Source organism: Klebsiella sp. YJ (assembly GCF_002108615.1).
GTDB classification, from domain to species: Bacteria; Pseudomonadota; Gammaproteobacteria; order Enterobacterales; family Enterobacteriaceae; genus Klebsiella; species Klebsiella planticola.
The window spans coordinates 451,150-477,705 of sequence record NZ_MTEG01000001.1 but is presented as its reverse complement, the minus strand read 5'-3'; the positions used below and the strand labels follow the sequence as shown (position 1 = coordinate 477,705).

Annotated in this window: 20 protein-coding genes; 11 read left to right on the top strand and 9 right to left on the bottom strand. The window is 57.6% G+C overall.

Annotation, left to right across the window (positions count from 1 at the left end; translation table 11 throughout):
- Genes mdtC through BV390_RS02155 form a run of 3 tightly spaced genes read right to left on the bottom strand, consistent with a single transcriptional unit; the run spans position 1 to position 7,451 of the window.
- The gene (mdtC, locus tag BV390_RS02165; protein ID WP_032699159.1) at positions 1–3,078 is read right to left on the bottom strand and encodes a multidrug efflux RND transporter permease subunit MdtC; all 3,078 of its coding nucleotides are present in this window, start codon (positions 3,076–3,078) and stop codon (positions 1–3) included.
- A complete protein-coding gene (locus tag BV390_RS02160; RefSeq protein WP_085396477.1) occupies positions 3,079–6,201 on the bottom strand; it encodes an MdtB/MuxB family multidrug efflux RND transporter permease subunit in 3,123 nt (1,040 codons plus the stop codon).
- Positions 6,201–7,451 carry an MdtA/MuxA family multidrug efflux RND transporter periplasmic adaptor subunit gene (locus tag BV390_RS02155; RefSeq protein WP_085396476.1) on the bottom strand — a complete coding sequence of 417 codons (1,251 nt, stop codon included), beginning with the start codon at positions 7,449–7,451 and terminating at the stop codon, positions 6,201–6,203. Before BV390_RS02155 ends, BV390_RS02160 begins: the two co-directional genes overlap by 1 nt.
- 346 nt (positions 7,452–7,797) lie before the next feature.
- Here BV390_RS02155 and BV390_RS02150 point away from each other — a divergent pair, with 346 nt between their 5' ends.
- The 5 genes from BV390_RS02150 to BV390_RS02130 all read left to right on the top strand — a co-directional run bounded on the left by BV390_RS02150 (position 7,798) and on the right by BV390_RS02130 (position 12,569).
- Positions 7,798–9,336: an EAL domain-containing protein gene (locus BV390_RS02150; protein WP_168185402.1), complete on the top strand. Its 1,539-nt coding sequence runs from the start codon at positions 7,798–7,800 to the stop codon at positions 9,334–9,336.
- Positions 9,337–9,524: 188 nt separating this feature from the next.
- Positions 9,525–10,286 carry a dimethylarginine dimethylaminohydrolase family protein gene (locus BV390_RS02145; protein ID WP_004864620.1) on the top strand — a complete coding sequence of 254 codons (762 nt, stop codon included), beginning with the start codon at positions 9,525–9,527 and terminating at the stop codon, positions 10,284–10,286.
- A 30-nt stretch (positions 10,287–10,316) separates the two neighbouring features.
- A complete protein-coding gene (locus BV390_RS02140; RefSeq protein ID WP_004864618.1) occupies positions 10,317–11,090 on the top strand; it encodes an ABC transporter substrate-binding protein in 774 nt (257 codons plus the stop codon).
- A gap of 64 nt (positions 11,091–11,154) precedes the next feature.
- Positions 11,155–11,847: an ABC transporter permease gene (locus tag BV390_RS02135; RefSeq protein ID WP_004864616.1), complete on the top strand. Its 693-nt coding sequence runs from the start codon at positions 11,155–11,157 to the stop codon at positions 11,845–11,847.
- On the top strand, positions 11,844–12,569 hold the full coding sequence (locus tag BV390_RS02130) for an ABC transporter permease (protein WP_004864613.1): 726 nt from the start codon (positions 11,844–11,846) through the stop codon (positions 12,567–12,569). Before BV390_RS02135 ends, BV390_RS02130 begins: the two co-directional genes overlap by 4 nt.
- Here the strand turns inward: BV390_RS02130 and BV390_RS02125 are convergent, their stop codons facing one another.
- Positions 12,570–13,025 carry an Lrp/AsnC family transcriptional regulator gene (locus BV390_RS02125; protein ID WP_004864612.1) on the bottom strand — a complete coding sequence of 152 codons (456 nt, stop codon included), beginning with the start codon at positions 13,023–13,025 and terminating at the stop codon, positions 12,570–12,572.
- Positions 13,026–13,039: 14 nt separating this feature from the next.
- Between BV390_RS02125 and BV390_RS02120 the strand changes: the two genes are divergently transcribed.
- Both BV390_RS02120 and BV390_RS02115 read left to right on the top strand, forming a co-directional pair.
- Positions 13,040–14,158: a succinylglutamate desuccinylase/aspartoacylase family protein gene (locus BV390_RS02120; RefSeq protein ID WP_085396474.1), complete on the top strand. Its 1,119-nt coding sequence runs from the start codon at positions 13,040–13,042 to the stop codon at positions 14,156–14,158.
- Positions 14,159–14,392: 234 nt separating this feature from the next.
- Entirely contained in the window at positions 14,393–15,661 is a 1,269-nt protein-coding gene (locus BV390_RS02115; RefSeq protein ID WP_032686759.1) for a dicarboxylate/amino acid:cation symporter, read from the top strand.
- A 316-nt stretch (positions 15,662–15,977) separates the two neighbouring features.
- Here BV390_RS02115 and BV390_RS02110 read toward each other — a convergent pair whose 3' ends face one another.
- The 5 genes from BV390_RS02110 to yegD form a co-directional block, all read right to left on the bottom strand.
- Positions 15,978–16,595, bottom strand: a complete 618-nt coding sequence (locus BV390_RS02110; protein WP_085396473.1) for a helix-turn-helix transcriptional regulator — start codon at positions 16,593–16,595, stop codon at positions 15,978–15,980.
- A gap of 151 nt (positions 16,596–16,746) precedes the next feature.
- On the bottom strand, positions 16,747–16,884 hold the full coding sequence (locus tag BV390_RS30520; RefSeq protein WP_139155973.1) for a small membrane protein: 138 nt from the start codon (positions 16,882–16,884) through the stop codon (positions 16,747–16,749).
- Between the two features lie 415 nt (positions 16,885–17,299).
- Entirely contained in the window at positions 17,300–17,995 is a 696-nt protein-coding gene (locus BV390_RS02105; protein WP_032686761.1) for a response regulator transcription factor, read from the bottom strand.
- Positions 17,992–19,881, bottom strand: coding sequence for a sensor histidine kinase (locus tag BV390_RS02100; protein WP_085396489.1), 1,890 nt, complete (start codon positions 19,879–19,881; stop codon positions 17,992–17,994). Before BV390_RS02100 ends, BV390_RS02105 begins: the two co-directional genes overlap by 4 nt.
- Before the next feature lie 549 nt (positions 19,882–20,430).
- Positions 20,431–21,783, bottom strand: a complete 1,353-nt coding sequence (gene yegD / locus BV390_RS02095; protein WP_085396488.1) for a molecular chaperone — start codon at positions 21,781–21,783, stop codon at positions 20,431–20,433.
- Between the two features lie 137 nt (positions 21,784–21,920).
- Here yegD and alkA point away from each other — a divergent pair, with 137 nt between their 5' ends.
- The 4 genes from alkA to asmA all read left to right on the top strand — a co-directional run bounded on the left by alkA (position 21,921) and on the right by asmA (position 26,187).
- Positions 21,921–22,769, top strand: coding sequence for a DNA-3-methyladenine glycosylase 2 (alkA, locus tag BV390_RS02090; protein WP_085396471.1), 849 nt, complete (start codon positions 21,921–21,923; stop codon positions 22,767–22,769).
- Positions 22,770–22,998: 229 nt separating this feature from the next.
- Positions 22,999–23,640, top strand: a complete 642-nt coding sequence (gene udk / locus BV390_RS02085) for a uridine kinase (RefSeq protein ID WP_004864593.1) — start codon at positions 22,999–23,001, stop codon at positions 23,638–23,640.
- A 90-nt stretch (positions 23,641–23,730) separates the two neighbouring features.
- Positions 23,731–24,312 carry a dCTP deaminase gene (gene dcd / locus BV390_RS02080; RefSeq protein WP_004864592.1) on the top strand — a complete coding sequence of 194 codons (582 nt, stop codon included), beginning with the start codon at positions 23,731–23,733 and terminating at the stop codon, positions 24,310–24,312.
- Between the two features lie 27 nt (positions 24,313–24,339).
- Positions 24,340–26,187 (top strand): outer membrane assembly protein AsmA, encoded by a 1,848-nt coding sequence (gene asmA / locus BV390_RS02075; protein WP_032686763.1) that lies wholly within the window; start codon positions 24,340–24,342, stop codon positions 26,185–26,187.
- Positions 26,188–26,556: the final 369 nt, after the last annotated feature.

Sequence of the window (26,556 nt, the reverse complement as noted above, 5' to 3'; positions counted from 1 at the left end):
TTATTCGCTTACCGGTTGGCTGAGTTTTCGCGAAAAACGCAACCGCAGACGGTCAAAGAACAGATAGACCACCGGCGTCGTGTAGAGGGTTAACAGCTGACTCATCACCAGCCCGCCGACAATGGTGATCCCCAGCGGCTGACGCAGTTCCGAGCCGTCGCCGCCCGAGAGCACCAGCGGCAGCGCGCCAAACAGCGCCGCTAAGGTGGTCATCATTATCGGGCGGAAACGCAGCAGGCAGGCCTGGAAGATCGCCTCTTCCGGCGGCAGATTGCCGTTGCGCTGCGCCTCGAGGGCAAAGTCGACCATCATGATGGCGTTTTTCTTCACTATCCCAATTAATAGCATGATGCCGATCAGCGCAATCAGGCTAAACGGCGCGCCAAAGAGCTCCAGCGCCAGCAGCGCCCCCACCCCTGCCGAGGGGAGGGTGGAGAGAATCGTTAACGGATGCACATAGCTTTCGTAGAGGATCCCCAGCACGATATAGACCGTCGCAATGGCGGCCAGAATCAAAATAACCTGCGAATTCATGGTCTGCTGGAAGACCTGCGCGGTACCGGCATAGGAGCCCCGGACGCTGGAAGGCACTCCAAGCTGCGTCATCGCGCGGTTGATGGCATCGCTGGCTTCCGACAGCGATTTACCGGTCGGCAGGTTAAAGGAGATCGTCGACGCCGCCGACAGCCCCTGGTGGTTGACCGACAGCGGCGCGTTAGCCGGCTGCCATCGGGCGAAATAGGCGAGGGGGATCGGCTTACCTTCACTGTTGATCACAAACATTTTATCCAGCGCGCTGACGTCCTGGGTATACACCGGATCGACCTCCATCACCACTTTATACTGGTTCAGCGGCTGGTAAATCGTCGAGATCTGCCGCTGACCGAAGGCGTTATTCAACAGATTGTTGGCATCCTGAACGCTGATCCCGAGGCGCGACATGGTATCGCGGTCGTAGATGAGATCCATTTCGGCGCCGTTATCCTGTTGGTCAGAGTTGACGTCCGCCAGCTCCGGCAGCGCGGCCAGCGCTTTACGAATCTTCGGTTCCCATTCGCGCAGCGCCGAAAGATCGTCTGACAGCAGGCTGTACTGATAGCTGGCGTTGGCCTGGCGACCGCCGACGCGGATATCCTGCACCGCCATTAAGAACAGGTTGGCGCCTGGTTCTTTCGCCAGTTTTTTACGCAGCCGGTCAATAATCTGCTGTGCCGTTTCATGCCGCTGGTCGCGAGGTTTGAGGGTGATAAACATCATCCCGCTGTTCACCCGTGAGCCGCCGGTAAAGCCGGTGACGTTATCCACCGCCGGATCTTCGCGGATGATTTGCATAAAGTCCTGCAGTTTGCCGCGCATCGCCTGGAAAGAGATGCTCTGGTCAGCCTGAATGCCGCCCATCAGCACGCCGGTATCCTGCTCCGGGAAGAAGGTTTTTGGAATCGAGATATAGAGCCAGACGCTGAGCGCCATGGTCCCCAGCAGCACCAGACCGGTGATGCGGCTATGTTTGAGCACCCACTTCAGCGATTTACCGTAGCCGCCCTGCACGGCGACCAGCAGGCGGCCGAAACCGCGGTTGCGCGTGGGTTCAGAAGGTTTACCGCTCTTCAGCAGCCAGCCGCACATCATCGGCGTCAGGGTAAGGGAGACCGCCAGCGAGATGCCGATCGCTACCGACAGGGTGACGGCGAATTCGCGTAACAACCGCCCCGGCAGGCCGCCCATCAGCAGCAGCGGTAAAAAAACCGCCACCAGCGAGAGACTCATCGACAGCACGGTGAAACCGACTTCACGGCTCCCCTGCAGCGCCGCCTGCAGCGGCTTCATTCCGGCCTCAAGATGACGGGAGATATTCTCCAGCACCACGATAGCATCGTCGACCACGAAACCGGTGGCGATGGTCAGGGCCATCAGCGACAGGTTGTTGAGGCTGAAATCGCAGAGATACATCGCCGCAAAGGTGCCAATCAGCGAGACCGGAACGGCCACCGCCGGGATCAGCGTCGCCCGCCCGGAGCGCAGAAACAGGAACACCACGAGGATCACCAGCGCCACCGAGATCACCAGCGTCTGCTCGACTTCCTCCAGCGAGGCGCGGATGGTCGGCGAGCGGTCCTGAGCGATTTGCAGGTCGATAGCCGCCGGAATGGTTTTTTGCAGCTCCGGCAGGCGGGCGCGAATGCTGTCGACCGTCTGGATGATATTGGCTTCCGGCAGCTTGCGGATCATCAGCAAAATGGCCGGCTTCGCGTTGGTCATCCCGGCGTTGCGCACATCCTGCACCGAGTCGCTGATCTGTGCGACGTCGCCAAGACGCACCGCCGCGCCGTTGTTGTAGTGCACGATCAGCGGCTGGTATTCCGCCGCGGTTTTGAGCTCATCGTTAGTTTGTACCTGCCAGCGCGAGCTGTGATCCTCCAGCGCCCCCTGCGGCTTGCGGACGTTGGCGTTATCGATAGCGGTGCGCACGGCGTCCAGCGATACGCCCTGGTTAAACAGCGCCTGCGGGTTGAGGTCGACGCGCACCGCGGGCAGCGAGCTGCCGCCCACGTCAACGTCGCCGACGCCGTCAATTTGGGCGATGGTTTGCGCCAGTTGAGTCGAGGCAAAATCGTACAGCTCGCCCTGGGAGTAGGTATCCGAGGTGAGCGTGAGGATCATAATCGGCGCATCGGAAGGGTTGGCCTTGCGATAGGTCGGGCGACTTGGCATGCCGCTCGGCAGCAGGCTTTGCGCGGCGTTGATCGCCGCCTGCACATCGCGGGCGGCGCCGTTGATATCGCGGTCGAAATTGAACTCCATAATAATGCGCGTGCTGCCCAGCGAACTGGTGGAGGTCATTTCCGACACCCCGGCGATCCGGCCGAGCGAGCGTTCAAGCGGCGTGGCCACCGACGAGGCCATGGTTTCCGGCGATGCGCCGGGTAGCGAGGCGCTGATCATGATCACCGGGAAATCCACCTGCGGCAGCGGGGCGACCGGCAGCAGACGGAAACCGAGTACCCCGCACAGGGTGATGGCGAGCGAAATCAGAATCGTCGCCACCGGGCGGTAAATGAAGAGGGCGAAAAACTTCATTTACGCCTCCTCCTCATGCCGTGGGAAGTGGCTCTTGATATACAGCGACAGGCGGTCGAAGAGCAGATAGATAACCGGGGTGGTGAACAGCGTCAGCACCTGGCTTAAAATCAGACCGCCCACCATCCCGATACCCAGAGGACGGCGCAGCTCGGCGCCGACGCCGGTGCTCAGCATCAGCGGCAGCGCGCCGAGCAGAGCGGCGAGCGTGGTCATCAGAATCGGGCGAAAACGCAGCAGACAGGCCTGATAAATCGCCTCACGTGGCGGCATGCCCTGTTCGCGTTCAGCGGCCAGCGCAAAGTCAATCATCATGATGGCGTTCTTCTTGACGATACCAATCAGCAGGATAATCCCGATAATGGCGATAACGTCCAGCTCGCTGCCCGCCAGCCACAGCGCCAGCAGCGCGCCGACGCCGGCGGTCGGTAAGGTCGACAGAATGGTAATCGGGTGGATAAAGCTTTCATACAGCACGCCGAGCACGATATACATCGCCACCACCGCCGCCACCACCAGCCAGACGGTGTTGCCGAGCGCCGACTGGAAGGCGAGGGTGCTGCCCTGGAACTGGGTGCGGATATCGGTCGGCAAATCCAGCGCCTGTTCGGCGGCGAGGATGGCGTCGACCGCATCGCCCAGCGAGTAGTTATCCGGGATGTTGAACGAAATGGTGGTCACCGGGAACTGATCGAGATGGTTAATCGACAGCGGCGCGAAGCGCTGCTCGACGCTGGCGATGGATTTCAGCGGCACGATGCCGCCCCCGCTGCTGGTCAGGCGAATGTTGTCCAGCGCCGCCAGCCCCGGCGTCGCCCGGGTGTCATGCTCCAGCACCACGCGATACTGATTGGCCTGAGTGTAGATGGTCGAGATCAGCCGCTGGCCGAAGGCGTTATACAGCGCATTATCGACATCGGCCATGCTGATGCCGAGACGGCTGGCGCTGTCGCGATCGACTTTGATATAGGCGGCGAGGCCCTTATCCTGCCAGTCGCTGCTGACGTCGGAGAGCTGCGGAAGCGCCTGGAGACGCGTCAGCAGCTGCGGCACCCAGTTACTGAGGGCATCCAGCGAGTTCGCCTGTAAGGTGAACTGATACTGGGTCCGGCTGACGGTGGTATCGATAGTCAGATCCTGGGTCGGCTGTAGGTAGAGCTCGACCCCGGGAATCCCGTCCACCGATTTCTGCAGGCGACTAATCACGGTCTGCACGCGGTCGTCGCGTTCATCCAGCGGTTTGAGGTTAATCTGCAGGCGGGCGCTGTTCAGCGCCGGGTTGGTGCCGTCCACTCCGACGTAGGAGGTCAGACTCTCAACGGCCGGGTCTTTGAGGATCGCCGCGGAAACCTGCTCCTGGCGCTGCGCCATATTCGCAAACGAAGCGGACTGCGGAGCCTGTAATGTCCCCTGAATAATGCCATTGTCCTGAATCGGGAAGAAGCCTTTCGGAATGAAGACCCACAGCATAATGGACAGCACCAGCGTGCCTAAGGCCACGCTCAGGGTCAGCCACGGGTGATTCAGCACCCGGCTGAGCATCCGACCATAGGCGGCGATGACCCGCTCGAAGAAGCGCTCGCTGGCCCGCGAGAAGCGGTTTTGCTTACGCAGCGACTCGTGGCTGAGCATGCGCGCGCACATCATTGGCGTCAGCGTCAGCGAGACGACGGCGGAAATCAATATCGCCACCGCCAGGGTAATGGCGAACTCGCGGAACAGCCGGCCGACGATATCGCCCATAAACAGCAGCGGGATCAGTACCGCAATCAGCGAGAAGGTCAACGAGATGATGGTAAAGCCGATTTCTCCGGCGCCCTTTAGCGCGGCGGCGAGCGGCTTTTCGCCCTTTTCGATATAGCGCGAGATGTTTTCGATCACCACGATGGCGTCATCGACGACGAAGCCGGTGGCGATGGTGAGCGCCATCAGCGTCAGGTTGTTGATCGAGAAGTCGAGGAACACCATCACCGCGAAAGTGCCCACCAGCGACAGCGGCACGGCGACGCCCGGGATAATGGTCGCCGGTACGTTGCGCAGGAACAGGTAGATGATCATCACCACCAGCGCAATTGCCAGCATCAGCTCAAACTGGGTATCGCTCACCGACGCGCGGATGTTGGTGGTGCGGTCGGAAAGTACCTGCACCTTGACCGATTTCGGCAGACTTTCCGTCAGCTGCGGCAGCATCTGACGCACGCTATCGGCGGTGGCGATGATGTTCGCTCCCGGCTGGCGTTGGACGTTCATGACGATCGCCTGCTGGTTGTTCGCCCATGCGCCGAGCCAGCTGTTTTCCGCCCCTTGCTCAATGGTGGCGACATCGCCGAGACGAATCGGCGCGCCGTTCTGGTAGGCGATGATCAGGCGGCGATAATCTTCCGCCGACTGCATCTGGTCGTTAGCGGAGAGGGTCACGGCGCGAGAAGGGCCGTCAAGGCTGCCTTTCGCCGAGTTGACGTTGGCGCTGGTGATGGCGGTGCGAATGGTTTCGCTGGTCAGCCCGAGGGCGGCAATCGCCTCGGCATTGAGCTTCACCCGCACCGCCGGGCGTTGACCGCCCGCGAGGGTTACCAGCCCGACGCCGGAGACCTGGGAAATTTTCTGCGCCACGCGGGTCTCCACCATATCTTCCACCTGGGTCATCGGAATGGCGGACGAGGTGACCGCGAGGGTCATGATTGGCGGATCGGCCGGGTTAACTTTACTGTACACCGGCGGGTTCGGCAGGTCGGACGGCAGCAGGTTGGTGGCGGCGTTGATCGCGGCCTGGACCTCCTGTTCGGCCACGTCCAGCGGCAGGGTCAGCTGGAACTGGAGCGTGACCACCGAGGCGCCGCCGGAGCTTTGCGACGACATCTGCTTCAGGCCGGACATCTGGCCAAACTGGCGTTCCAGCGGGGCGGTAATCGCCGAGGTGACGACGTCCGGGCTGGCGCCGGGATAGAGGGTGACCACCTGAATGGTCGGATAGTCCACTTCCGGCAGGGCGGAAACCGGCAGGAATCGATAGCCGATGATCCCGGCCAGCATAATCGCCACCATCAGCAGCGTGGTGGCGACCGGGCGCAGAATAAACAGTCGGGAAGGGCCGCCCGTACTGCTTGGGGGTAATACCTGCATCAGGAGCGCGCTCCCTGGTGGCCGTATTCACGGCTGGTGGCCTTCTCCGCTGCGGCGGCCGGCGCGCTGTGCGGGTCCACCACTTCCACTTTCGCCCCTTCGGTCAGACGATCGATACCGTCAGTGACCACCCGGTCACCTGCCGACAACCCGGCGGTAATCACCACCTTCAGGCTGTCCTGAATACCCGGCGTGACGGTGTGCTTGCTGACTTTATTCTCATCGTTCAGCACCCAGACGAAGTGGCCTTCATTGCCCATTTGCAGTGCGGCAGTCGGGATGACGATGGCGTTCTGTTGCGTGTCTACCAGCATACGGGCGTTCACGAACTGATTCGGGAACAGGGCGTCGTCCTGGTTGTTAAAGCGCGCTTTCAGTTTGATGGTCCCGGTGGTGGCGTCAATCTGGTTATCCAGACTCAGCAGCGACCCTTCGCTGATTTTTTGTTTGTTGGTGCGGTCCCAGGCCTCAACCTGCAGCGTTTTCCCGGCCTTCTGCGCCTGGACAACGGTGGCGATGTCATTTTCCGGCAGCGTGAAGACCAAATCGATCGGGTGGGTTTGGGTTAACACCACGATGCCAGTGGTATCGCTGCTTGAAATCTGATTGCCGATATCCACCTGTTTTAAGCCAACGCGGCCGTCAATCGGCGCGGTGATGCGGCTCCAGTTCAGCTGCAGTTGGGCGCTGGCCACGGCGGCCTCGTCGGCTTTGATGGTGCCTTCCGTTTCGCTGACCAGCGACTGCTGGGTATCCAGCTCCTGGCGGGAAACAAGATTGCTCTTCACCAGCTGTTGATAGCGGGCGAGATCGCGTCGGGCGTTAGCGAGCGTGGCTTTATCTTTCGCCAACTGGCCCTGGGCCTGCGCCAGCGCGACTTTAAACTGGCTGGGGTCGATTTCGGCGAGCAGATCGCCCGCTTTGACCTGTTGACCTTCCTGGAAGTGGATAGCTAACAGCTGGCCATCCACCCGGCTGCGCACGGTCACCGTATTGGCTGCCGTCACCGTACCGAGGCCGCTGAGATAGCGAGGCACCGATTCGCTGGTGGCCGTCGCCGCCTGAACCGGCGCCAGGGCCGCGCCGAAGCGACCGTGACGAGCGCCGCCTGGCGCCTGCGGCGGTGAGCCATTCGCTGCAGCAGGCGCCGCATTTGTCGCTTCACGACTCTGCCAGAACCAGTACCCGGCACCGGCAATGACGATGACCGCCAGCGCGATGCCCCAACGGAGTGTATGACTGCCTTTCATTAATTTGCTATCTCATCCTGAAACGTTTCGCGAAATGATACTAGTTTAGTGACCAAACGCCCCGCAAAAATGGAGGAATTATGAAAAGACTGTTGAGATATGTCTGGATAAAACGCTTTTCGATGAGCCGGTTAGGCTAAAAAAAAGCGGGGTAACTGGCCAGTCTTCGCCGTGGCCCGCGCGGTTGCTCCCGGTTCTGGCTGGACGGGGCGACTTATCAAGCCTGGTATAACCGCCCTGACGCCATTACTATCAAGATTATAGATCTGTACTGCAGGGACGGGTACGTCGGGTGTCCGGATTGGTAACGCGAATGCCGGCATCCATCAGGAGTTGTGCAGCGACGATGAAATTTTTCCAGAAGACAAAATGGCTGTTGACGGGCGGTGGTATTGCCGTGCTCTTTTCCGTTTTGCTGACCAACGTTGTCATGTTAAATAATCAGCGCGCTCAGCTTGATACGCTGAGCCATGAACTTCTCGCTCACGCCGAAGAGGTGACCACGCAAATCATCTCTTCTATTCATCACGCGCAGATGCGACAGCTTGATGGCTGTAACAAGCAGGCGATCGCGGCCTTGCGGGAGGTTATCTGGAAGTATGCCAGGGTGGAAGACATTGGCATCGTGGAGAACGGTAAGCTGGCCTGCACCGCCAACTGGGGGATGCTGGATAAACCGCTGCCGCTTCCCGCCGAAAAATATGTCGTGCCAAATGGCTATAGTATTTACAAAGGAGTTAAAAATTATCTCCCGTACGGAGTGGTTCTCGATATGAGCCAGCAAGGCAATATCGTTTCTTTTACGTCCTCATTTGCTTTTAGCGCATTTTCCCGGCAGCACCACGGCTTTAATTTTTCTTTAACCAGCTTAAACGGCGAGCACGTTTTTCTTAATGATGTGAAATCCGCAGTCGGGACAGGGGCGTCGGTAAGCGTGAGCTTATGCAGCGGTAAATATGATATTTGCAGCCATCTGACGGAACGAAAACAGGGCTTTTTCTCACTCTCTGCGCTCATGATCGCCCTCATTGTGAGCGCGGCTTTTATTCTCGGCGCCGCTATCTTCTATTCTATTCTGAGCTATCTCAGCGAACGGCGATCGCTGGAGTTTCGCTTAAAAAAAGCGATTATGAATCAGCGTCTTTACATGGAATATCAGCCGTTGGTGTGCGCTAAAAACGAACGGGTGGTCGGCGTCGAGGCGCTGGTTCGCTGGCATGATCCGCTCTATGGTCACATCTCCCCGGAGCTGTTTATTTCAATGGCCGAACAGCTGAATCTTTATCCCGATATCTCTAAGCTGGTAATGGAGAAGGCCACCAGCGAGTTGAAACCGCTTCTGCTCGCCGACGCGCAGTTTACCCTCGCGATTAATATCGGCAAATATGAAATTAATGACCCGCTTTTTTTAGATAACCTCCTGCGGGTTTTGCAACATAATGCGATTCGCCCTCAGCAGATTAAAATTGAGATTACCGAAAGAAGCGGCGAATACTATAAAAAAATCGCCGCCTTTTCCTTACAGGCGAGGAACCGCGGATTGCGCATCGCCCTCGATGATTTCGGCACGGGCTCTTCAAACCTGCAGTGGTTAACCGAAGTGTTTTATGATGAGATAAAACTGGATAAATTTTTCGTTAACGGACTTAAGAATGAGTATAAACGAGCTATTCTGACCTCGCTTCTGGATGTCGTCTGCAGGCTGAATAAGCAAATCGTTTTTGAAGGCGTAGAAAGTAAAATTGATTTTGAGTTCGTCAAATCCTTCGATGAAAATGCTTTAATTCAGGGATGGTATTTTTACAAGTCGATGCCAATCGAAAAACTCACCGCGCTACTCCTGCCCGTCACTCCCTCTCATCCGGCGGCAAACGCGCCGCTCTAGCCTTTGCCAGGGGCCCGTCATCCGACAGCGGAATGCGTCGTTTCCCCGGCAATATACAGCGTAAATTGACCGCTGTGGCCGGCTATTCAGCCGGACTGGTGACAACATCTGTTTGATAATCAAGAAAACCCGTTGCTTTACCGGCATGTCGGGAACAATAACGATCACTAGTCACCTGAGGGTTCTCTATGCATTTTAACCAGGCTATCGCCCGCCTGCCGGCCGCAACCTGTGCCGCCGGTCAAACCACCGCCCGGCTCGGCGCGCCGGATATTGCCGGCACCACACGTCAGTTCCTCGCTTATGTGGAAACCTTGCTGCAACTCGGCCTGAAAGTGACCGTATTGCCTGCGGCTGCGGACTATCCGGATGCCCATTTTGTTGAAGATACCGCCGTGGTCATGCCGGAACTGGCGGTCATCACCCATCCCGGCGCGCCGAGTCGCCAGGGAGAAGTGGCCTCGATAGCGCCGGTGCTGGCCGGTTTTCGTTCACTGGTGCACATGAGCGAGCGGGGTCATATGGATGGCGGCGACGTGCTGCTGGTTGGTAAGCAGTTCTTTGTTGGCCAGACGGCGCGTACGGATGAGCAGGGGATCCGCGAGTTTGCCGCCGCCGTTGAACCGCATGGCTATCAGGTGACATCCATTGAAGTGAGTGCCGGGCTGCACCTGAAGTCCATCGTCAACTATGTCGGACGCAATACGCTGCTGCTGACGGAAGGGTACGTCAATCACCCGGCGTTTAGCGGGTTCAATACCATTGTGATCCCGCAAGAGGAGTCGTATGCCGGGAATACGCTCTGGATCAACGACACATTAATTACGCCTCAGGGGTACCCCTATACCCTGGGCGAAATCAGCAAGCTGGGGATGCCGGTTGTGCAACTCGACACCAGCGAATTTAAGAAAATGGATGGCGGCCTGACCTGCCTTTCACTGCGTTTTTAGCCACGTCGTTGACATCAGGGGTAACAGAATATGAAAACACGTATTGCCGCTTTACTGGCCTGTATGGCGCTGAGCGCGCCGCTGGCCGCCCAGCAGTTTGACACCATCAGCTTCGGCGTTGACGGTGGCTATCCGCCCTTTGACGTATTGGCGCCCAGCGGCGAGATCACCGGCTTTGATATCGATATTGCCAATGCGCTCTGTACGCAGCTGAAAGCGAAGTGCGTCTTCGTGAAGCAGCCGTTTGAGAGCATGATCGCCGCGCTGAATGCGCATAAATTTGATGCAATCATTGCTTCGCTGAATATTACCGATGAACGTAAGAAGGAAGTGGATTTCACCGACCGCTACTATCGCAGCGCGGCGCAGCTGGTGGCGCGTAAGGGGAGTCCGCTGCTGCCGGAGGCCGCCAGTCTTAAGGGCAAGACCGTCGGCGTACAAACCGGCTCAACGCATGAAGCCTACGCCAGAACCCACTGGGCCAGTCACGGCGTGAAGATCGTGGGTTACGCCAACCAGGACAACGTCTATCTGGATCTGCTCTCCGGGCGTATCGATGCCTCCTTACAGGACAATATCCAGGCGGCGACCAGTTTTGTCGACACGCCGCGCGGGCAAAAATTCGCCTTCGCCGGCCCGGTCATCAGCGACGGCAGCATCTCGTCTGATGTCGGCATTGCGGTCAATAAAGACAATCCGGCATTGCGCGACGCCCTCAACGGGGCCATCAAGCAAATCCGCGCCGACGGCACCTACGCCGCGATTGAGAAAAAGTACTTTAGCTTCGATATCTACGGCAATTAAGCCGTAAAGGGGAGGGCGCGGTCGGCGACCGGCGCCCCTTTACGCAACGGGTGGAAGACAGAATATGGTTGCAGATTATTTACCGCTACTGTTACGCGGCGCGGGGGTGTCGTTGTGCGTGATGCTGGTCTCACTGCTGGTGGCGCTGCTGTTGGGGTTGGTGAATGCGCTGATTAAGCTGTTCGGACCGCGCTGGCTGCGTTGGTTTTCCACCGGCTATACCACGCTGGTGCGCGGCATCCCGGAGCTGGTGATTATGCTGCTGCTGTTTTTTGGCGGCGAGATGCTGGTCAACGCGCTGCTGTCGCTGGTGGGACTGGGGCCGGTGCGCTTTAATACCTTTATTTCCGGCGTGCTGGCGATTGGCTTCGTTTTTGGCGCCTATTACACCGAGACGTTTCGCGGCGCGTTTCTCACCGTCGATCGCGGACAAACCGAGGCGGCTGAAGCCTATGGTATGCGGCCGTGGCTGGTCTTCCGGCGTATTATGCTGCCGCAGATGCTGAGCTTTGCCATTCCGGGCATCAATAATAACTGGCTGGGGCTGATGAAAGCGTCGGCGCTGGTCTCCATTCTCGGTTTAGAAGATATGGTGTGGCTGGCGGAACAGGCCGGGCGCGCCACGCAGAAACCCTTTTTGTTCTACTTCCTGGTCTCGCTGATTTATATGGTCATCACCGCCTTGTCCAGCTGGCTGTTTAGCCTCCTGGCGAAGCGCTACGCGCTGCGTTCATCAACGGCGGGGGCGACACAATGAATCTGCAGACCTTTATCGAGGCAGTACCGGGCTATCTGTGGAGTGACGGCAACGGTTCCACGAGCGGGCTGGCGATGACGGCGGAGCTGTTTTTGCTCTCCCTGGTGCCCGGAATGGCGCTGGCGGTGCTGTTGGCGATTAGCCAGGCCTACGGTCCGCGTCTGCTGGCCTGGCCCGTCCGCGGCTTCACCTGGTTTTTCCGCAGCACCCCGCTTTATCTGCAGCTGATGCTGATCTATTACGGGCTGTCTCAGTTCGACATCGTCCAGCTGGGCTGGCAAAACGATCGGCCGTTCTGGCTGCTGTTCCGCGACGCAACCTTCTGCGCCACGCTGGCGCTGGTGCTGAATACCGCGGCGTACGTCGCGGAATTGCTGGCGGGGATGATGGCGACGTTTCCGCGCCAGGAGTGGGTGGCCGGGGAAGCCTATGGCATGACTAAGTGGCAGATTATTCGCCGACTGGTCCTGCCCGCTACGCTGCGGCGGGGGATCCCGGCGCTGAACAATGAGATGGTATTTTTACTCCACGCCACTTCGCTGGCCAGTACCGTGACGTTGCTGGATATCACCGGCGTGGCGCGCGCCTTCTACGCCATTACCTACTCGCCGTTTATCCCGTTCCTGATGGCCGCCGCGCTCTATTTAGTGTGCACCTTTTTGCTGATTTTCGTCTTTTCGCGGGCGGAACGACGCTGGCTGGCGTTTATCAAGCGCCCCTGATCAGGAGCGTTTGATGGACTGCAGTTCCGTCAGGGTGACGATTTTATCGACGCGAAATTTTTTGCTGGTCAGCCAGCTGTCGGCCAGCTGGCAGTAGTGCGCCATGCTGCGACAGCCGATACGCACCAGAAAGTCAAAGCTGCCGCTGACCAGCCAGCAGTCGAGCACCTCTGGCGTCTGGCGCATCTCCTGTTCAAATACCGGCTGTGAGCGGCCGTGGTCGGCCAGCGCAATTTGCGCCTGCACCACGAAAGCATGCTCCGGCTCGGGGAGTTCAATCACCGCGCTGTAGCCACGGATAATGCCGTCACGCTCAAGGCCACGTACGCGTTCCAGGCAGGGACGGGCGGTGAGGTTTACCTGCTCCGAGAGCTTTTGATAAGAAATGCGGCCATCCCGGCGCAGGATTTCAAGGATCTTATGATCGATACGGTCAAGCCGGGCTTTCTTTTCCACAGATAGGATGTCCAATGAAAATTAAACACTATACCTTACCCGAACATGCGTTGAGTGGGCAGCGGCAATTAACCCATTTTCACTTTGGCGAACCCGGCCGCGGAGAGAAAATTTATCTGCAGGCGGGACTGCACGCCGATGAAATCCCGGGCATGCTGGTGCTGCATTATCTTAAAAGATTACTCAACCAGGCGGAACGGCGCGCCGAGCTGCGAGGTGAAATTATTCTCGTCCCGGTGGCTAACCCGCCGGGCCTGGCTCAGGTCGTGCTCAACGGCGGTATCGGGCGATTTGACCTGACGAGCGGTCGCAACTTCAATCGAGATTTTCCCGATCTGGCCCACCTTGCACAGCAGTATCTCTGCGCCGATGTACCGCTGACCCGTGAAGCGTACCTGCAGCAGGTCCGCGGGGCGATGCGTGAGGCGCTGACCGCCGAACCGCTGCGCAGCGAAGTTCAGGCGCTACGTCACCATCTGCTGACTCTGGCCTGTGATGCCGACGTGGTGCTGGATCTGCACTGCGACGATCGGGCCATTTTGCACCTGTATGCCGATCCGGCCTGGCAGGCGGAGGCCGGTGTGATGGCCGCCTTTTTAGGTATTGGAACGGTACTGCTGGCGCAAGAGAGCGGCGGTAACTCGTTTGATGAGGCCTGCGGACTGCCCTGGCATCGCCTGGCAGCGCGCTTTCCGCAATGGCAGCAGGGCCAGCCTGGCTGTATGGCGGTGACCGTGGAGCTGCGCGGTCAGCAGGATGTGAATCACGCGCTGGCCCGCGAGGATGCCGAACGTCTGTACCGTTATCTGCAATACCGCGGCGTGCTGGCGGGCGCATGCCCGTCTGTCCCGCAGCAGGAGACGCTGATGCTGCCGTTTGCCGGGGGAGAGATCGTCACCGCGCCAGCCAGCGGGATCCTCGTACCGTTGAAACAGCCCGGCGAGTGGGTCAGCGCCGATGAGGTGGTCGCCGAGATTATCGATCCTCTCACCGATATGATTCAATCGGTCCGTCCGCAGGCCGGCGGGTTAATTTACGCCAGCCGTCGGGCGCCATTTGTCACCTTTGGCGCCGAGGTGATGAAAATAGTCGGCAAGCAGCCTTATGCCGGCGGCGGCGGGCTGGCGATGTAATACGTGCGGCCGGGGGACCTCAGCCGTCGGGCGCCCGAATGCGCGGCCGCCGCGGAGCGGGTGAGGATTGATATGCATCAAGAGTTTTATCAACTGCAGAGATAAATAACTAAAAAAGAGTTGTAACCCTTGCGTCTTTTATTCAATTTATGTGGTGAATGTTTAATGCATACGGATAAAAAAAACATATGTGCATTAAAATCAATACATTAAATAAATCAGGGGTTCATTGTTGTGGCAAGTGCAAACAAACTCACGCTGTTTATCGTTATTTTCATGCTGTTGGGGATCCTCTCCGGCGCGGTGATTCATGCGTATGCCTCTCCGGGCACAATTACGTCATGGGCAGAAAATATTACGCTCTTTACCGACATGTTCTTGCGGCTGATTAAGATGGTCATTGCGCCATTAGTCTTCAGTACGCTGACGGTGGGCATTATGCGTCTGGGAGAAACCGCGACTATCGGGCGAGTGGGCGGCAAGGCGATGGTGTGGTTCATCACCTCGTCAATCCTCTCTATTCTGGTCGGGCTGGTGATTGTGACTCTTGAACATCCCGGCGCAGGCTTAAACCTGGCGATTCCAAAAGAGTCGGTGGATACCGGACTTGCGGTCAGCGGAATGAGCTTAAAAGGATTCCTGTCTCATACCATCCCGACCAGTATTACCGAGGCGATGGCGAATAACGAAATTCTGCAAATCGTGGTGTTCTCGATGTTCTTTGGCATCGCCGGGGCCTCGTTGGGGGAGAAATTCAACGCGCCGCTGGTCGCCGCGCTGAACGTCGTCTCTCATATCATGCTGAAGGTCACCGGATATGTGATGTACGTGGCTCCGTTGGCTATTTTTGCCGCGATTTCATCGGTTATCGCCTCGCAGGGGATGGGCATTTTGCTTAACTATGCCTCCTTTATCGGCGGCTACTACATTGCGGTGCTGCTCACCAGCGCGGTGCTGCTGGCGGTAGGCTATATGGTGCTGAAAAAAGAGGTCTTCCGCCTGCTCAACATGCTCAAAGATCCGGTGCTGGTGGCGTTTACCACCAGCAGCTCTGAGGCGGCGTATCCGAAGACCCTGGAGCGGTTGGTCAGTTTTGGCTGCTCGCGCAACATCGTCTCCTTCGTGCTGCCGATTGGCTACTCCTTTAACCTGGTGGGGTCGATGGTCTACTGCTCGTTTGCCTCGATGTTTATTGCCCAGGCTTATAACATCCAGCTGAGTTTTAGCGAAATTACCGTCATGATGCTGACCTTGATGCTGGCATCAAAAGGGATTGCCGGGGTCCCGCGTTCTGCGCTGGTGGTACTGGCCGCCACGATCCCGAGTTTCAATATCCCCGTTGCCGGGATTCTGCTGTTGATGGGCATCGACCACTTCCTTGATATGGGCCGTTCGGCGATCAATGTGCTGGGCAATGGGATTGCCACGGCGATGCTGTCGAAAAACGAGGGGCTGCTGCAGGAAGAGGAGCCGGAAGTGGAACCTCAGCAGGTACAGGCCTGATCGCTCAACGCCCTCTTCGCGGAGGGCGTATTTCCCGTATGTTGCGGAAAGTGTTGTGGAAAAAGAGGCCCCCAACAGGCACGCAAGGGGCAATGTGACGAAACGAACTCACCCCGATTAACCTATTATTTTCATGGTACAAAAATACGCGGCAGTATCTTTATACCCGGGTGGCGAATAATTTTATCGGTTAGCTACGGTGAATGAGAAGTTATTTCCCGCTGGCACGCTTCTTTTCAGAATGGATAACCTGAGCAACCCGTTGAATTCCTAATTTTCCCTGTTTCAATGGTGTGTTCAGCCGCGCTGATTGATCTTATCCGCGCTCTTTTAACACGCTAATGAACTGAAAGAAGTCATAATGATTATTCAGTCCGTATTTTTCCATGATCTGATTTTTATGATAAATCACGGTCTTCGGGCTGAGCTGATGAAGTGCAGAGATTTTACCAATATCAAAGCCATTCATCAGGCCATGGGCAACGACGACCTGCGAAGGCGACAGGCTTTTGTGCGGGCAGTTGGCGCATATGGATGCTGAGTCGAGCGCCCGTTTTGACTCCGGCTGTTCACTCTTCGATAGCGCCCGGCCAATAATCTCACGCAGGCTGTCAACATTGACCGTTCTGACGGGAACGAAGGTGACATCTTTCAGACAGTTGACGATCCGCGTCTTTTCCGGCAGCTCATCATAGCGATGCAAAATGATCACCGAACTGTTTTTCTTACGGTTTTTAATGCTGGTGTTACAGAGGTGAATCTCACCCGGGAGAATCTCAGCGATGATGATGTCCTGAGCGGACAACTCGCTTGAGTGGCCGCTGAACTCAATCGTCAGGGCGTCGCAGACCCGGGTGAGATCGTGGATAATTGCCATTAGCGACGCTCTAAGGAAGGTGTTGCGGCTGATAATCGCGATACTTATTTTTCTCATGACGTGACTATCCTGCGGCACTGGCATCATGCCAGGCTGCGAGCAACCTTACGGGCGTTTACGGCAATTGCCGTGTCTCGGGAATATCGTATTTATGAACGGAAGAATGACCTTTCATAACTACGATGGCAGTAGCAGGAGCCTGCCAGGATTATTTTCTGCGCATTTTTCTGTTCGCGAAGGGAAAACGCTCTTTTCTCCTGTCTTTTATATAAGAAATAAGGCTGTAAACGGAGACCGCGAAGAAAAACAGGCATAGCAATAAGGCCAGCCACGTTTGTAAGGCCATAATGAATAATCCTTAACTGAGTTTTATGCTGTGATAAATACGCAACAGTGCGCATGCGAATATTATTATTCTGTTATTCAGCGTGAAGCTGCTACCGTCGCGGCGTCTGCCGCATAGAATATTCGCGTAACGTCGCCGCCTTGAACGCAACCCTGGCAGAGTGAAACCCGTTCTGTCCGCAGGTTGGCTAGAGCGAAAGGGGGGGCGTTCCCCTCCCGCAGCATGGCTGATTTCGGTCACGACATTTGCGGCATGAGGTCAATGTAAGAAAATTCTTAATTCTCTGTCAGTCTCATTTCTCTCATTTCTCTCAAAAAATAAGAAAAATTAACAACAACAGATAAATGAATAACTTATGGATAATAAAACGGGTGGAGAGCGCATCAGGTCGCTTGCACGGCGGCGATGAGAAACCTCAGGGAATAAACGCCAGGCCTTTGCCAAAAATTGCCCGGATGGGCAAGGTCATGCCGTGCAGCCGCGCTTTGTTGCGCAGTCGGCTGATCACGACGTCAATGCGGTGTAGCTCCGCCTCAACTTCATCGGGGAAAAGATGCGCGTGCAGATCAACTTTGCGACAGACTTCACTTGGATTGCGCATTAAGCGCGCCATCAGCCGGTGCTCCTGCTGCGTCAGCGGCAGCGCGGTACCGGACGGCGCCACCAGACTTTCCGGCTGCAGAATCCAGGATGAAGAGGCTAATTTCTCGGCTACGGGGGGCGCGGCCGGGGAGCGGGGGTTTTGCTGCATCAGCCGGGCGCCCAGCGCATGGATGGTCTCCGCCAGCACGGAAAAATTGACCGGCTTGATGAGATAGAAATCTGCGCCAAGATTGAACGCCTGCAGTTTATCCTGCTCATGCCCCCTGGCCGTCATCACAATCAGCCCGTATTCGCCAATCTCATGCAGATAATCCAGAACGCTGAAGCCGTCTTCGCCAGGTAAGCCAATATCAACCAGTACAATATCCACCGGGTCGCGATGCAGCTGCCGCCAGAAGGCTTCCGCGCTGTGCACCCCCCATGCGTCGAAGCCGCGAAAGCGCAGGAAGGCCAGCAGTTCATCGAGGAGATCGGCGCTATCTTCAATGATGGCCACGCGTAATGTCATGATTTACCCTTCTGCTGTGGTAGGTCATCCTGGGGCAGCGTGAGCGCAAATTCGCATCCCGTCGGACCGTTGATTGCCAGCCAAAGCTCACCGCCGTGAGCTTGTATGATTTGCCGGGCGACATACAGCCCAAGACCGGTGCCGGCGGGCGTCGCGGTGCGGACTGCGCCGCGCCGGTAACGCTCAAAGATCTGGTCGACATGATCAGCGGCAATACCGGGCCCCTGGTCACGGATCCCAATCTCGCAGCAGTTTGCCTTTGGGCGAATCGCAATTGCAATCTCGCCAGACGGCGTGTACTTCACCGCATTGTCCAGGAGGTTGGCCAGCGCAATGCACAGCAGTGCGCTATCGGCAAAGAGTGGAGGCGAGCGGGTCGTGGCGTCGACGCTGTGCCCGGCCAGCGTGATCGTCAGATAATGATTTGACGAGAGTTCAACCACTGTTGCCGCCATGCGAATGATCGCTAGCAGGTCGGCATTTTGTTTATCGACATGCAGCGCGCTGGATGAGAGCCGGGCATCGGCCAGACAGTTATCGGTTAACTGGACCAGACGTGTGGTGGCGCGCTGCATGCGGTCCAGGCGCGGCCGTTGCGCCGGATCCGGAGAACATAAGAGCAGGTTCTCCAGCGCGGCCTGAATAACCGAGAGCGGCGTTCTGAATTCGTGCGCCACCATCCCCATAAACTGACGTTGATGAAAGCTTGCCTCGCGTTCGATCTGCAGTTCTCGCGTCAGCTGTTGTTTTTGCACCAGCCTGCGATTTTCGGCCCGTACTCGCCGGACCGCAATGATGAGGACGGTGACAATATGAACAATCAGCGCGTACTGCCAGGCGGAATAGATAGTGTTATGAAAAGGGATCACCCCGTGAATGGAGAGCAGCACCAGCGCGGCGGAGGCCACGTAGACCGGCGGAAGCAGTCCCAACAGCAGCGTATTCAAATCAATGGCTTTGCGTCGCCAGAGCAGCCATGAGGTGATCAGCAGAATCGGAGCGGCAATAAAGAACATCGCCGCCTCGATCTGCATGGCCTGCCCGTAAAAGCCGAGGGGAACGCTGGCGAGAAGCACAATATTGACGCCAATAGCAACGAGCAGCAGCCGGTGCAAGCGCGGCATATTGTTTTTAAGATCAAAAACCTCGCTATGCAACCACAGCGCAGTGGCGTAGCTGAGCAATGACAGGTAGCTGATCATCGCATCCTGCACGGGGAGAGCGGCATCGCCAAAAAACCACTCCGGGTAGCCGTGTAGCGCCGCCACCAGCGGATAGTTGAGGGAAAACAGGCAAATTCCCCACAGCAGGCGGCGACGCAACAATAAGGCAAGCCACAGGGCAATTCCGCTGGCAATCGCCGCCAGGCCAAAATAAAAGCTCCAGAATGCGGTATCCCGGGTTGCGGTGCGGACAAACTCCTGAGGGGAAGAGAGCGTCGCCAGCAGGATCAGGGTACTGCTGCTGCGCAGGCGAAAGACCATATCGTATCCCGCGTCGCCAGGGGGCGGCGCTAAAATCAGTACGCTTTCGCGGTAGTCCAGGTCGCTATCGCGGGTCGAGGCATGGTCGCCAAACTCTTTATGCGTCCACGGGAGATTGCTGCCGGCAGGACGGTAGAAAACGCTGAGGTGATCGATAAAGGAGGGGCCGAGCTGCAGCCAGCGAGGTTCACCGTCAAAATCGGCCGCCGGCAGGTGGCTCTTAAACCAGTACGTTTTTGCTGAGTAGCCAAATGACGGGATGCGCTGCCCCGTAGTGAGCGCACTCTCCGGCAGGGCGAGAAATGTCTCCAGCGTCATCGAACCGTCAATGTCGGCAACCCACTGCACGGGAATATCAATGCCAACCTGACGACTTTGCGCCGCAGCGGGGGAAGAAAACATCAGGCTGGTCGCAATGCCAAAGCCGATCCAAAAGAGCACTCTGTAGCTCCAGGCGAGCGAAGCGGCGAGGCCAGGAACGGCGCGTAGATGATTCAAATCTCCCCCTGCGGCATGGATGAATAATGGTGACAGGAATAATCAATCATGTCTGCGACATGCACAGGCGGTCCCCCCGGATGTCGGGAAATAAATGCGAAGTTTCAGACGGCACAGCATTCTGCAGGGGGCGAGGAGATTGTACCAGCGTTATTTGTAACAGGTCATACTGGCCAGACCTGTCCTCTACGCCGCGTCAGACAAGGCATGCGTCGTGATGGTATCCGGCATGACGAGCTCAAAACGGCGTAACATGATGTCGCTTTGGCCATGCGGCGATATAAAACGCTACTGCCGGGGAAACCAGGACGATGATAAAACCGGGGGAGTGCATGTTCGCCTGGCGAGAGTCCATTCCAGGGAAGCTGATTTATGCCATGACGCGATTTTGGGCAGTGGCGTTCCGGGAGGGGGAGCCGCAGGAGAAAACGGGGCAGGGCTGCCCCGTGAACGTTAAGCGAAAACGACCTGCGCCCAGCGGGCCAGACCGGCGGTAACGGAGCCAAAATCATCTCCGCCGGCGATCGGTATACCTGGCAGGTGGGCTGCCAGCGCTTTCTTAATCAGCGGTGAGCGGGCGCTCCCCCCGGTCAGGTAGATCACATCCGGCGTTTCGCGGCTGTTGTCGAGCGCCAACTGAACCTGTTCCATAATACGCGTCAGCGGCTGATTCAACGCGGCTTCCAGCCCCTGTTGGCTGATAGCCGTGGCCAGTTCATTGCCGATAAACGGTAGTCCGGCGGTCACCTGCTCTTGCGCGGAGAGGGCGATTTTACTCTCCTCCGCACTGCGTACCAGGCGATAGCTCAGACGCTGGCGCCAGACTTTCAGCAGCAGCGCGACTTTATCGGCGTCGCGGGCATCACGCAGTAAATCATTGAGCAAGCGACCGTTGGCGCTGCTGTAGAAATCGGTTTGCGCCGGCACATCGTTGATCGCGACGGCGTTCCACCACGGCAGTACCGGTAAGGCGATCCCTTTTTCAGTTTCGCCACCCATCCCCAGCAGCGGCATCAGGCATTTAAAGGCCAGAGCGATGTCGAGATCGTTCCCGCCGACGCGGCAGCCGCTGTGGCCGAGTAAACTTTGCTGGCGATCGGCTTTCTGCCGCCACTGCGGCCCCATCAGCAGCAGCGAACAGTCGGTGGTGCCGCCGCCGATATCGACGACCAGCACCCGTTTTTCTTCGTTGAGCGTCGCTTCGAAATCCAGCCCGGCGGCAACCGGTTCAAACTGGAAAACGACGTCGCGGAAACCGGCGCGCTTCGCCGCGCGCTCGAGGATCCCCTGCGCCTGGGCATTGGCGTCATCGCCACCCAGACCCTGAAAGTTGATCGGCCGGCCAATTACCGCCTGATCAATGGTTTCCGGAAGCTGCGTCTGCGCCTGCTGTTTAATATGCAGCATCATGGCGCACACCAGATCTTCAAACAGCGCAACCTGCTGCGGCTTCAGGCCGCTGGCGCCGAGGAACGATTTCGGAGATTTAACGAAGTACACTTCTTCCGGATCGTCGACATATTGATGCAGCGAGGCCAGACCAAACTGGACGCTGTTGCCGAGGACATCGATGTCTTCATCGCGGTTATAGTTGATGGCGCGACGCAGCAGCGCCTGGTTTTCAGCGCCGTTGGTCGGCACGTCATGATGGCGATAGAGCCATTCGCTGACCGCTTCGCGGGTTGGCGCCGACAGCATTGACGGCAGCAGCTTGCTGCAGTTTTCCAGCGTTAACAATTGCGGAAGATTATCGCGTATTACGGCAACCGAACAGTTGGCGGTTCCGTAGTCAAAACCAATAAACATGACCTGAAAAATCCCCATGCCAGTGAAGAAGGGGGGCGACTTTAGCGGATTGCCGCCACGGCGACAACTGGAATTTAAAAGCAAGGTATGTCGGACGTGGAGCGTCTATCATTGAGGCAATTAAAGAAGGAGAAATGATGACGCTGTTACCCTGGCACTCCCCCTACGACCCGCAATGGATATTCGGTTTTCTACACGCCCGTGCGGTGGCGGGTATTGAAACGTTCAGCGAGGGGCGTTACACCCGCAGCTTTTCCCTGGCGGGCCATCGTGGCCTGATCGCGGTTGAGCCCGATATGGCGGCGCAGGGATTACGCGTGACCTTATCTGCCGGCCTGCTGCCGGTGGCCGATGCGTGCCACTATCGGGTTGCGCGCTTGTTTGATTTAGCCTGCGACCCGCATCGGGTGGCCCAGACGCTGGGCACGCTGGCCAGCGCGCGTCCTGGGCTGCGGCTACCGGGATCGCTTGATGCCTTTGAACAAGGGGTACGCGCGGTGCTGGGGCAGCTGGTCAGCGTGGCGATGGCGGCGAAGCTGACGGCAAAAGTGGCGGCGGCTTACGGGGAACCGTTGGCGGAGGCGCCGGAATACCGGCTCTTTCCTGAACCACAAACCCTGGCGCGAGCGGATCCATTAGCGCTTAAAGCTCTGGGGATGTCGCTGCGGCGCGCCGAGGCCCTGATCCATCTGGCGCAGGCGGTGATTGACGGTCAGCTGCCGCTGACGGCGCCGGACGACATTGAGGGCGGGATGAAACAGCTGCAAACGCTGCCCGGTATCGGCCGCTGGACCGCCAGCTATTTTGCCCTGCGCGGCTGGCAGGCGAAGGACATTTTTCTGCCGGATGATTACCTGATTAAGCAGCGGTTTAGCGGCATGACCCCGGCGCGTATTGCCCGTTACGCCAGCCGCTGGCAGCCGTGGCGTTCCTATGCGTTATTGCATATCTGGTATAGCGAAGGATGGGCGCCGACGGAGGAATAACCATGCAGGGTGCATATCACTGGTATCGACGCGCTGAAATCCCTATAATTGCCGCGTTTGACGGTCAAACGTCACCCTTCCAATACATGAAATTATTCGAGATGCGCCTCAAAACTCGTTAGCGTTTTGAACAAACCCCACAGGGGCGAGGCTGCAAGCCGAGTCACGCGGCGGCAGCTCGAAGGGTTATGTGTATATACATCCAGGTTAATCAGGTCGCAAAAAAGTTATGACTGATACGTCTCATCAGTGCGTCATTATAGGTATCGCCGGCGCATCGGCTTCGGGAAAAAGTCTTATCGCCAGCACGCTGTATCGCGAATTGCGCGAACAGGTTGGTGATGAACATATTGGCGTTATTCCGGAAGACAGCTACTACAAAGATCAAAGTCATTTGTCGATGGAAGAGCGTGTTAAAACGAACTATGACCATCCCAGCTCGATGGATCACAGTTTACTGTTTCAACATTTGCAGATGTTGAAAAGCGGCCAGCCGATTGAATTACCGGTTTACAGCTACGTTGAACATACGCGTATGCCGGAAACGATCCACATCGAACCGAAAAAAGTGATCATCCTCGAAGGAATTTTATTGCTGACGGATGTTCGCCTGCGCAATGAGCTGAGCTTCTCTATCTTCGTTGATACGCCGCTGGATATCTGCCTGATGCGCCGCATCAAGCGCGATGTGAATGAACGCGGGCGCTCGATGGACTCGGTGATGGCGCAATATCAGAAAACGGTTCGTCCGATGTTCCTGCAGTTTATTGACCCTTCCAAGCAGTATGCCGACATTATTGTGCCGCGCGGCGGTAAAAACCGCATCGCGATTGATATTCTGAAGGCAAAAATCAGTCAGTTCTTTGAATAACACAGACGAATTGTGTAACGTGCAAAGAGAACCCAAATTGCCCTTAGCCCCGGAAGGTGTAGGGGCGCGATGCCATAAAGGAGAGAGCTCATGCGTCTGTGCGACCGAGATATAGAAGCCTGGTTGGATGAGGGGCGGCTATCTATCAGCCCGCGCCCGCCCATTGAACGTATTAACGGCGCGACCGTCGACGTTCGGCTGGGGAATAAATTCCGCACGTTTCGCGGCCACACGGCGCCCTTTATCGATCTGAGCGGGCCAAAAGCAGAAGTGACCGCGGCGCTGGATCGGGTGATGAGCGAAGAGATCGTGCTGCCGGAAGGCGAAGCCTTCTATCTGCATCCGGGAGAGCTGGCGCTGGCGGTGACCTATGAGTCGGTGACGCTACCGGCCGATCTGGTCGGCTGGCTGGACGGACGCTCCTCTCTGGCGCGTCTGGGGCTGATGGTGCACGTCACCGCTCACCGTATCGATCCCGGCTGGTCTGGCTGCATCGTGCTCGAGTTCTTCAACTCCGGCAAGCTGCCGCTGGCGCTGCGTCCGGGGATGCCGATCGGCGCACTGAGCTTTGAACCGCTGTCAGGCCCTGCGGCACGGCCCTATAACCGCCGTGAAGACGCCAAATATCGCGACCAGCAGGGCGCGGTGGCGAGTCGAATCGACAAGGATTGATAACGTAAGCGGTGTACTGAGGGTGCCATGAGACGAATTCTGACGACGCTGATGATCTTGCTGGCGGTGGTTGTCGCCGGGCTGACCGCGTTGGTATTGCTGGTCAATCCCAACGATTTTCGCGCCTATATGGTGCATAAGGTGGCGGAACGTAGCGGTTATCAGCTCGAACTCGATGGCCCGCTGCGCTGGCACGTCTGGCCGCAGCTGAGTATTCTTTCCGGCCGCATGACGCTGACGGCACCGGGGGCGGCTGAACCGGTGGTGCGCGCGGACAATATGCGTCTTGATGTCGCCCTCATGCCGCTGATTTCTCATCAGCTGCAGGTCAAACAGGTGATGCTCAAGGGAGCGGTCATTCAGCTGACGCCGAAGACCGAAGCCGTACGCGGCCAGGATGCGCCGGTGGTTCCTCACGACAATTCGCTGCCGCTGGTGGCGGAAGACAGCGGCTGGTCCTACGACGTGCGGCAGCTGCAGGTGGTGGACAGCGTCCTCTTTTTCCAGCATGAAGATGGCGAACAGGTGACCGTGCGCGATATTCGCCTGCAGATGGATCAAGATGAACATCATCACGCAACGCTCGACTTTGCCGGGCGAATCAACCGCGACCAGCGCGATCTGGCGCTCTCTTTCACCGCCGAGGTGCAGGGCGGTGACTATCCACACTCTCTGAAGGCTGACATCTCCCGGCTCGACTGGCAGCTGCGCGGCGCCGAGCTCCCGGCTGACGGCGTGAGCGGGCAGGGCAGTATGCAGGCGAACTGGCAGGAGGACGAGAAAAAGCTGAGCTTTGATAACCTCAATCTGACGGCGAACGGCAGCACGATTGCCGGCAGCGCCAGCGTGATTTTAGGTGACCGGGCCGACTGGAACCTCAATCTTCATGCCACGACTCTTGACCTCGACACTCTGCTGACGCACGGTTCGCCGGCAACGGATTCTGGCGCCAGCCAGCAGGGACAAAGCCAGCCGAGGCAGCTGCGCCCGGTGATTGCCGACAGCGATATTCAGGAAGATTACAACAGCCTGCGCGGATTTACCGCCCATATGGCGCTAACGGCCGACCAGCTTCAGTGGCGTGGGATGACCTTTACTCAGGTGAAAAGCGACATCAGTAACCAGCTCGGACTGCTGACCATCAACCAGCTTCAGGGCGAACTGGATGGCGGCCTGATATCGTTGCCCGGCACCCTTGACGCGCGGGGAGAGACATCGCAAGCCTCTTTCCAGCCCAAACTGGATAACGTTGAGATTGCCACCATCCTGAAAGCATTTAACTATTCGCTCAATCTGACCGGTAAGCTCTCGTTAACCGGGGATTTCTCCGGTGAAAAAATTGATGCCGACGATTTCCGTCGTCGCTGGCAAGGGGATGCGCAGATACAGATGGCGAATACCCGCACCGAAGGGCTTAACTTCCAGCAGCTCGTGCAGCAGGCCGTTGAGCGCAGCACCAATGTGCAGGCGCAGGAAAATTACGACAACGCGACCCGCCTCGACTCCATGAGCAGCGAGCTGCAGCTGGCGCAGGGACAGGTCACGTTGCAAAGCCTACAGGGGCAATCAGAGATGATGGCGCTGACCGGGCAGGGCGACCTGAATTTATTGAAAGAAGAGTGCGATATGCGCTTTAACGTGCGCGTGCTGGGCGGCTGGAAAGGCGAAAGCAAGCTTATCGACAAGCTCAAACAGACCGCGATTCCGCTACGTATCTACGGAAAATGGCAGGCGCTGAGCTATAGCCTGCAGGTCGACCAGGTGCTGCGTAAACAGCTGCAGGATGAAGCTAAACAGCGGCTTAATGACTGGATTGAGCGCAATAAAAACACCCAGGACGGGAAAGAAGTGAAGAAGCTGCTTGAGAAACACTAACCAGGATTGACCGGCGGAGCGACTTTACGGGCCCGGATGGCGGCGCAAACGCCTTATCCGGGCGACCTGAACGCACTCTCCCTGTAGCCCCGGTAAGCGTAGCGCCACCGGGGGCAAGCAGACAGATGCAGGTTGAAAGGTTATCGCGGTGGTTTTCCCGGATAGCGGCGCAAACGCCTTATCCGGGCTACCCGAGCGGACTTTCTCTGTAGCCCCGGTAAGCGCAGCGCCACCGGGGAAGCAGACAGAGACAGGTTTAAAGGTTATCACGGTGGTTTTCCCGGATAGCGGCGCAAACGCCTTATCCGGGTTACCCGAGCGGACTCTCCCTGTAGCCCCGGTAAGCGTAGCGCCACCGGGGAAGCAGTC

Coding starts and splice junctions, on each gene's coding strand:
- BV390_RS02100 (WP_085396489.1), bottom strand. CDS start 19,881: ATGTTTTCTTCCCCCGCTGCGGCGCAAAGTCGTCAGGTTGGCATTGAT.
- mdtC (WP_032699159.1), bottom strand. CDS start 3,078: ATGAAGTTTTTCGCCCTCTTCATTTACCGCCCGGTGGCGACGATTCTG.
- BV390_RS02135 (WP_004864616.1), top strand. CDS start 11,155: ATGGTTGCAGATTATTTACCGCTACTGTTACGCGGCGCGGGGGTGTCG.
- BV390_RS02140 (WP_004864618.1), top strand. CDS start 10,317: ATGAAAACACGTATTGCCGCTTTACTGGCCTGTATGGCGCTGAGCGCG.
- yegD (WP_085396488.1), bottom strand. CDS start 21,783: ATGTTTATTGGTTTTGACTACGGAACCGCCAACTGTTCGGTTGCCGTA.
- BV390_RS30520 (WP_139155973.1), bottom strand. CDS start 16,884: ATGGCCTTACAAACGTGGCTGGCCTTATTGCTATGCCTGTTTTTCTTC.
- BV390_RS02105 (WP_032686761.1), bottom strand. CDS start 17,995: ATGACATTACGCGTGGCCATCATTGAAGATAGCGCCGATCTCCTCGAT.
- udk (WP_004864593.1), top strand. CDS start 22,999: ATGACTGATACGTCTCATCAGTGCGTCATTATAGGTATCGCCGGCGCA.
- BV390_RS02150 (WP_168185402.1), top strand. CDS start 7,798: ATGAAATTTTTCCAGAAGACAAAATGGCTGTTGACGGGCGGTGGTATT.
- alkA (WP_085396471.1), top strand. CDS start 21,921: ATGACGCTGTTACCCTGGCACTCCCCCTACGACCCGCAATGGATATTC.
- BV390_RS02145 (WP_004864620.1), top strand. CDS start 9,525: ATGCATTTTAACCAGGCTATCGCCCGCCTGCCGGCCGCAACCTGTGCC.
- asmA (WP_032686763.1), top strand. CDS start 24,340: ATGAGACGAATTCTGACGACGCTGATGATCTTGCTGGCGGTGGTTGTC.
- BV390_RS02160 (WP_085396477.1), bottom strand. CDS start 6,201: ATGCAGGTATTACCCCCAAGCAGTACGGGCGGCCCTTCCCGACTGTTT.
- BV390_RS02120 (WP_085396474.1), top strand. CDS start 13,040: ATGAAAATTAAACACTATACCTTACCCGAACATGCGTTGAGTGGGCAG.
- BV390_RS02130 (WP_004864613.1), top strand. CDS start 11,844: ATGAATCTGCAGACCTTTATCGAGGCAGTACCGGGCTATCTGTGGAGT.
- BV390_RS02110 (WP_085396473.1), bottom strand. CDS start 16,595: ATGAGAAAAATAAGTATCGCGATTATCAGCCGCAACACCTTCCTTAGA.
- BV390_RS02155 (WP_085396476.1), bottom strand. CDS start 7,451: ATGAAAGGCAGTCATACACTCCGTTGGGGCATCGCGCTGGCGGTCATC.
- dcd (WP_004864592.1), top strand. CDS start 23,731: ATGCGTCTGTGCGACCGAGATATAGAAGCCTGGTTGGATGAGGGGCGG.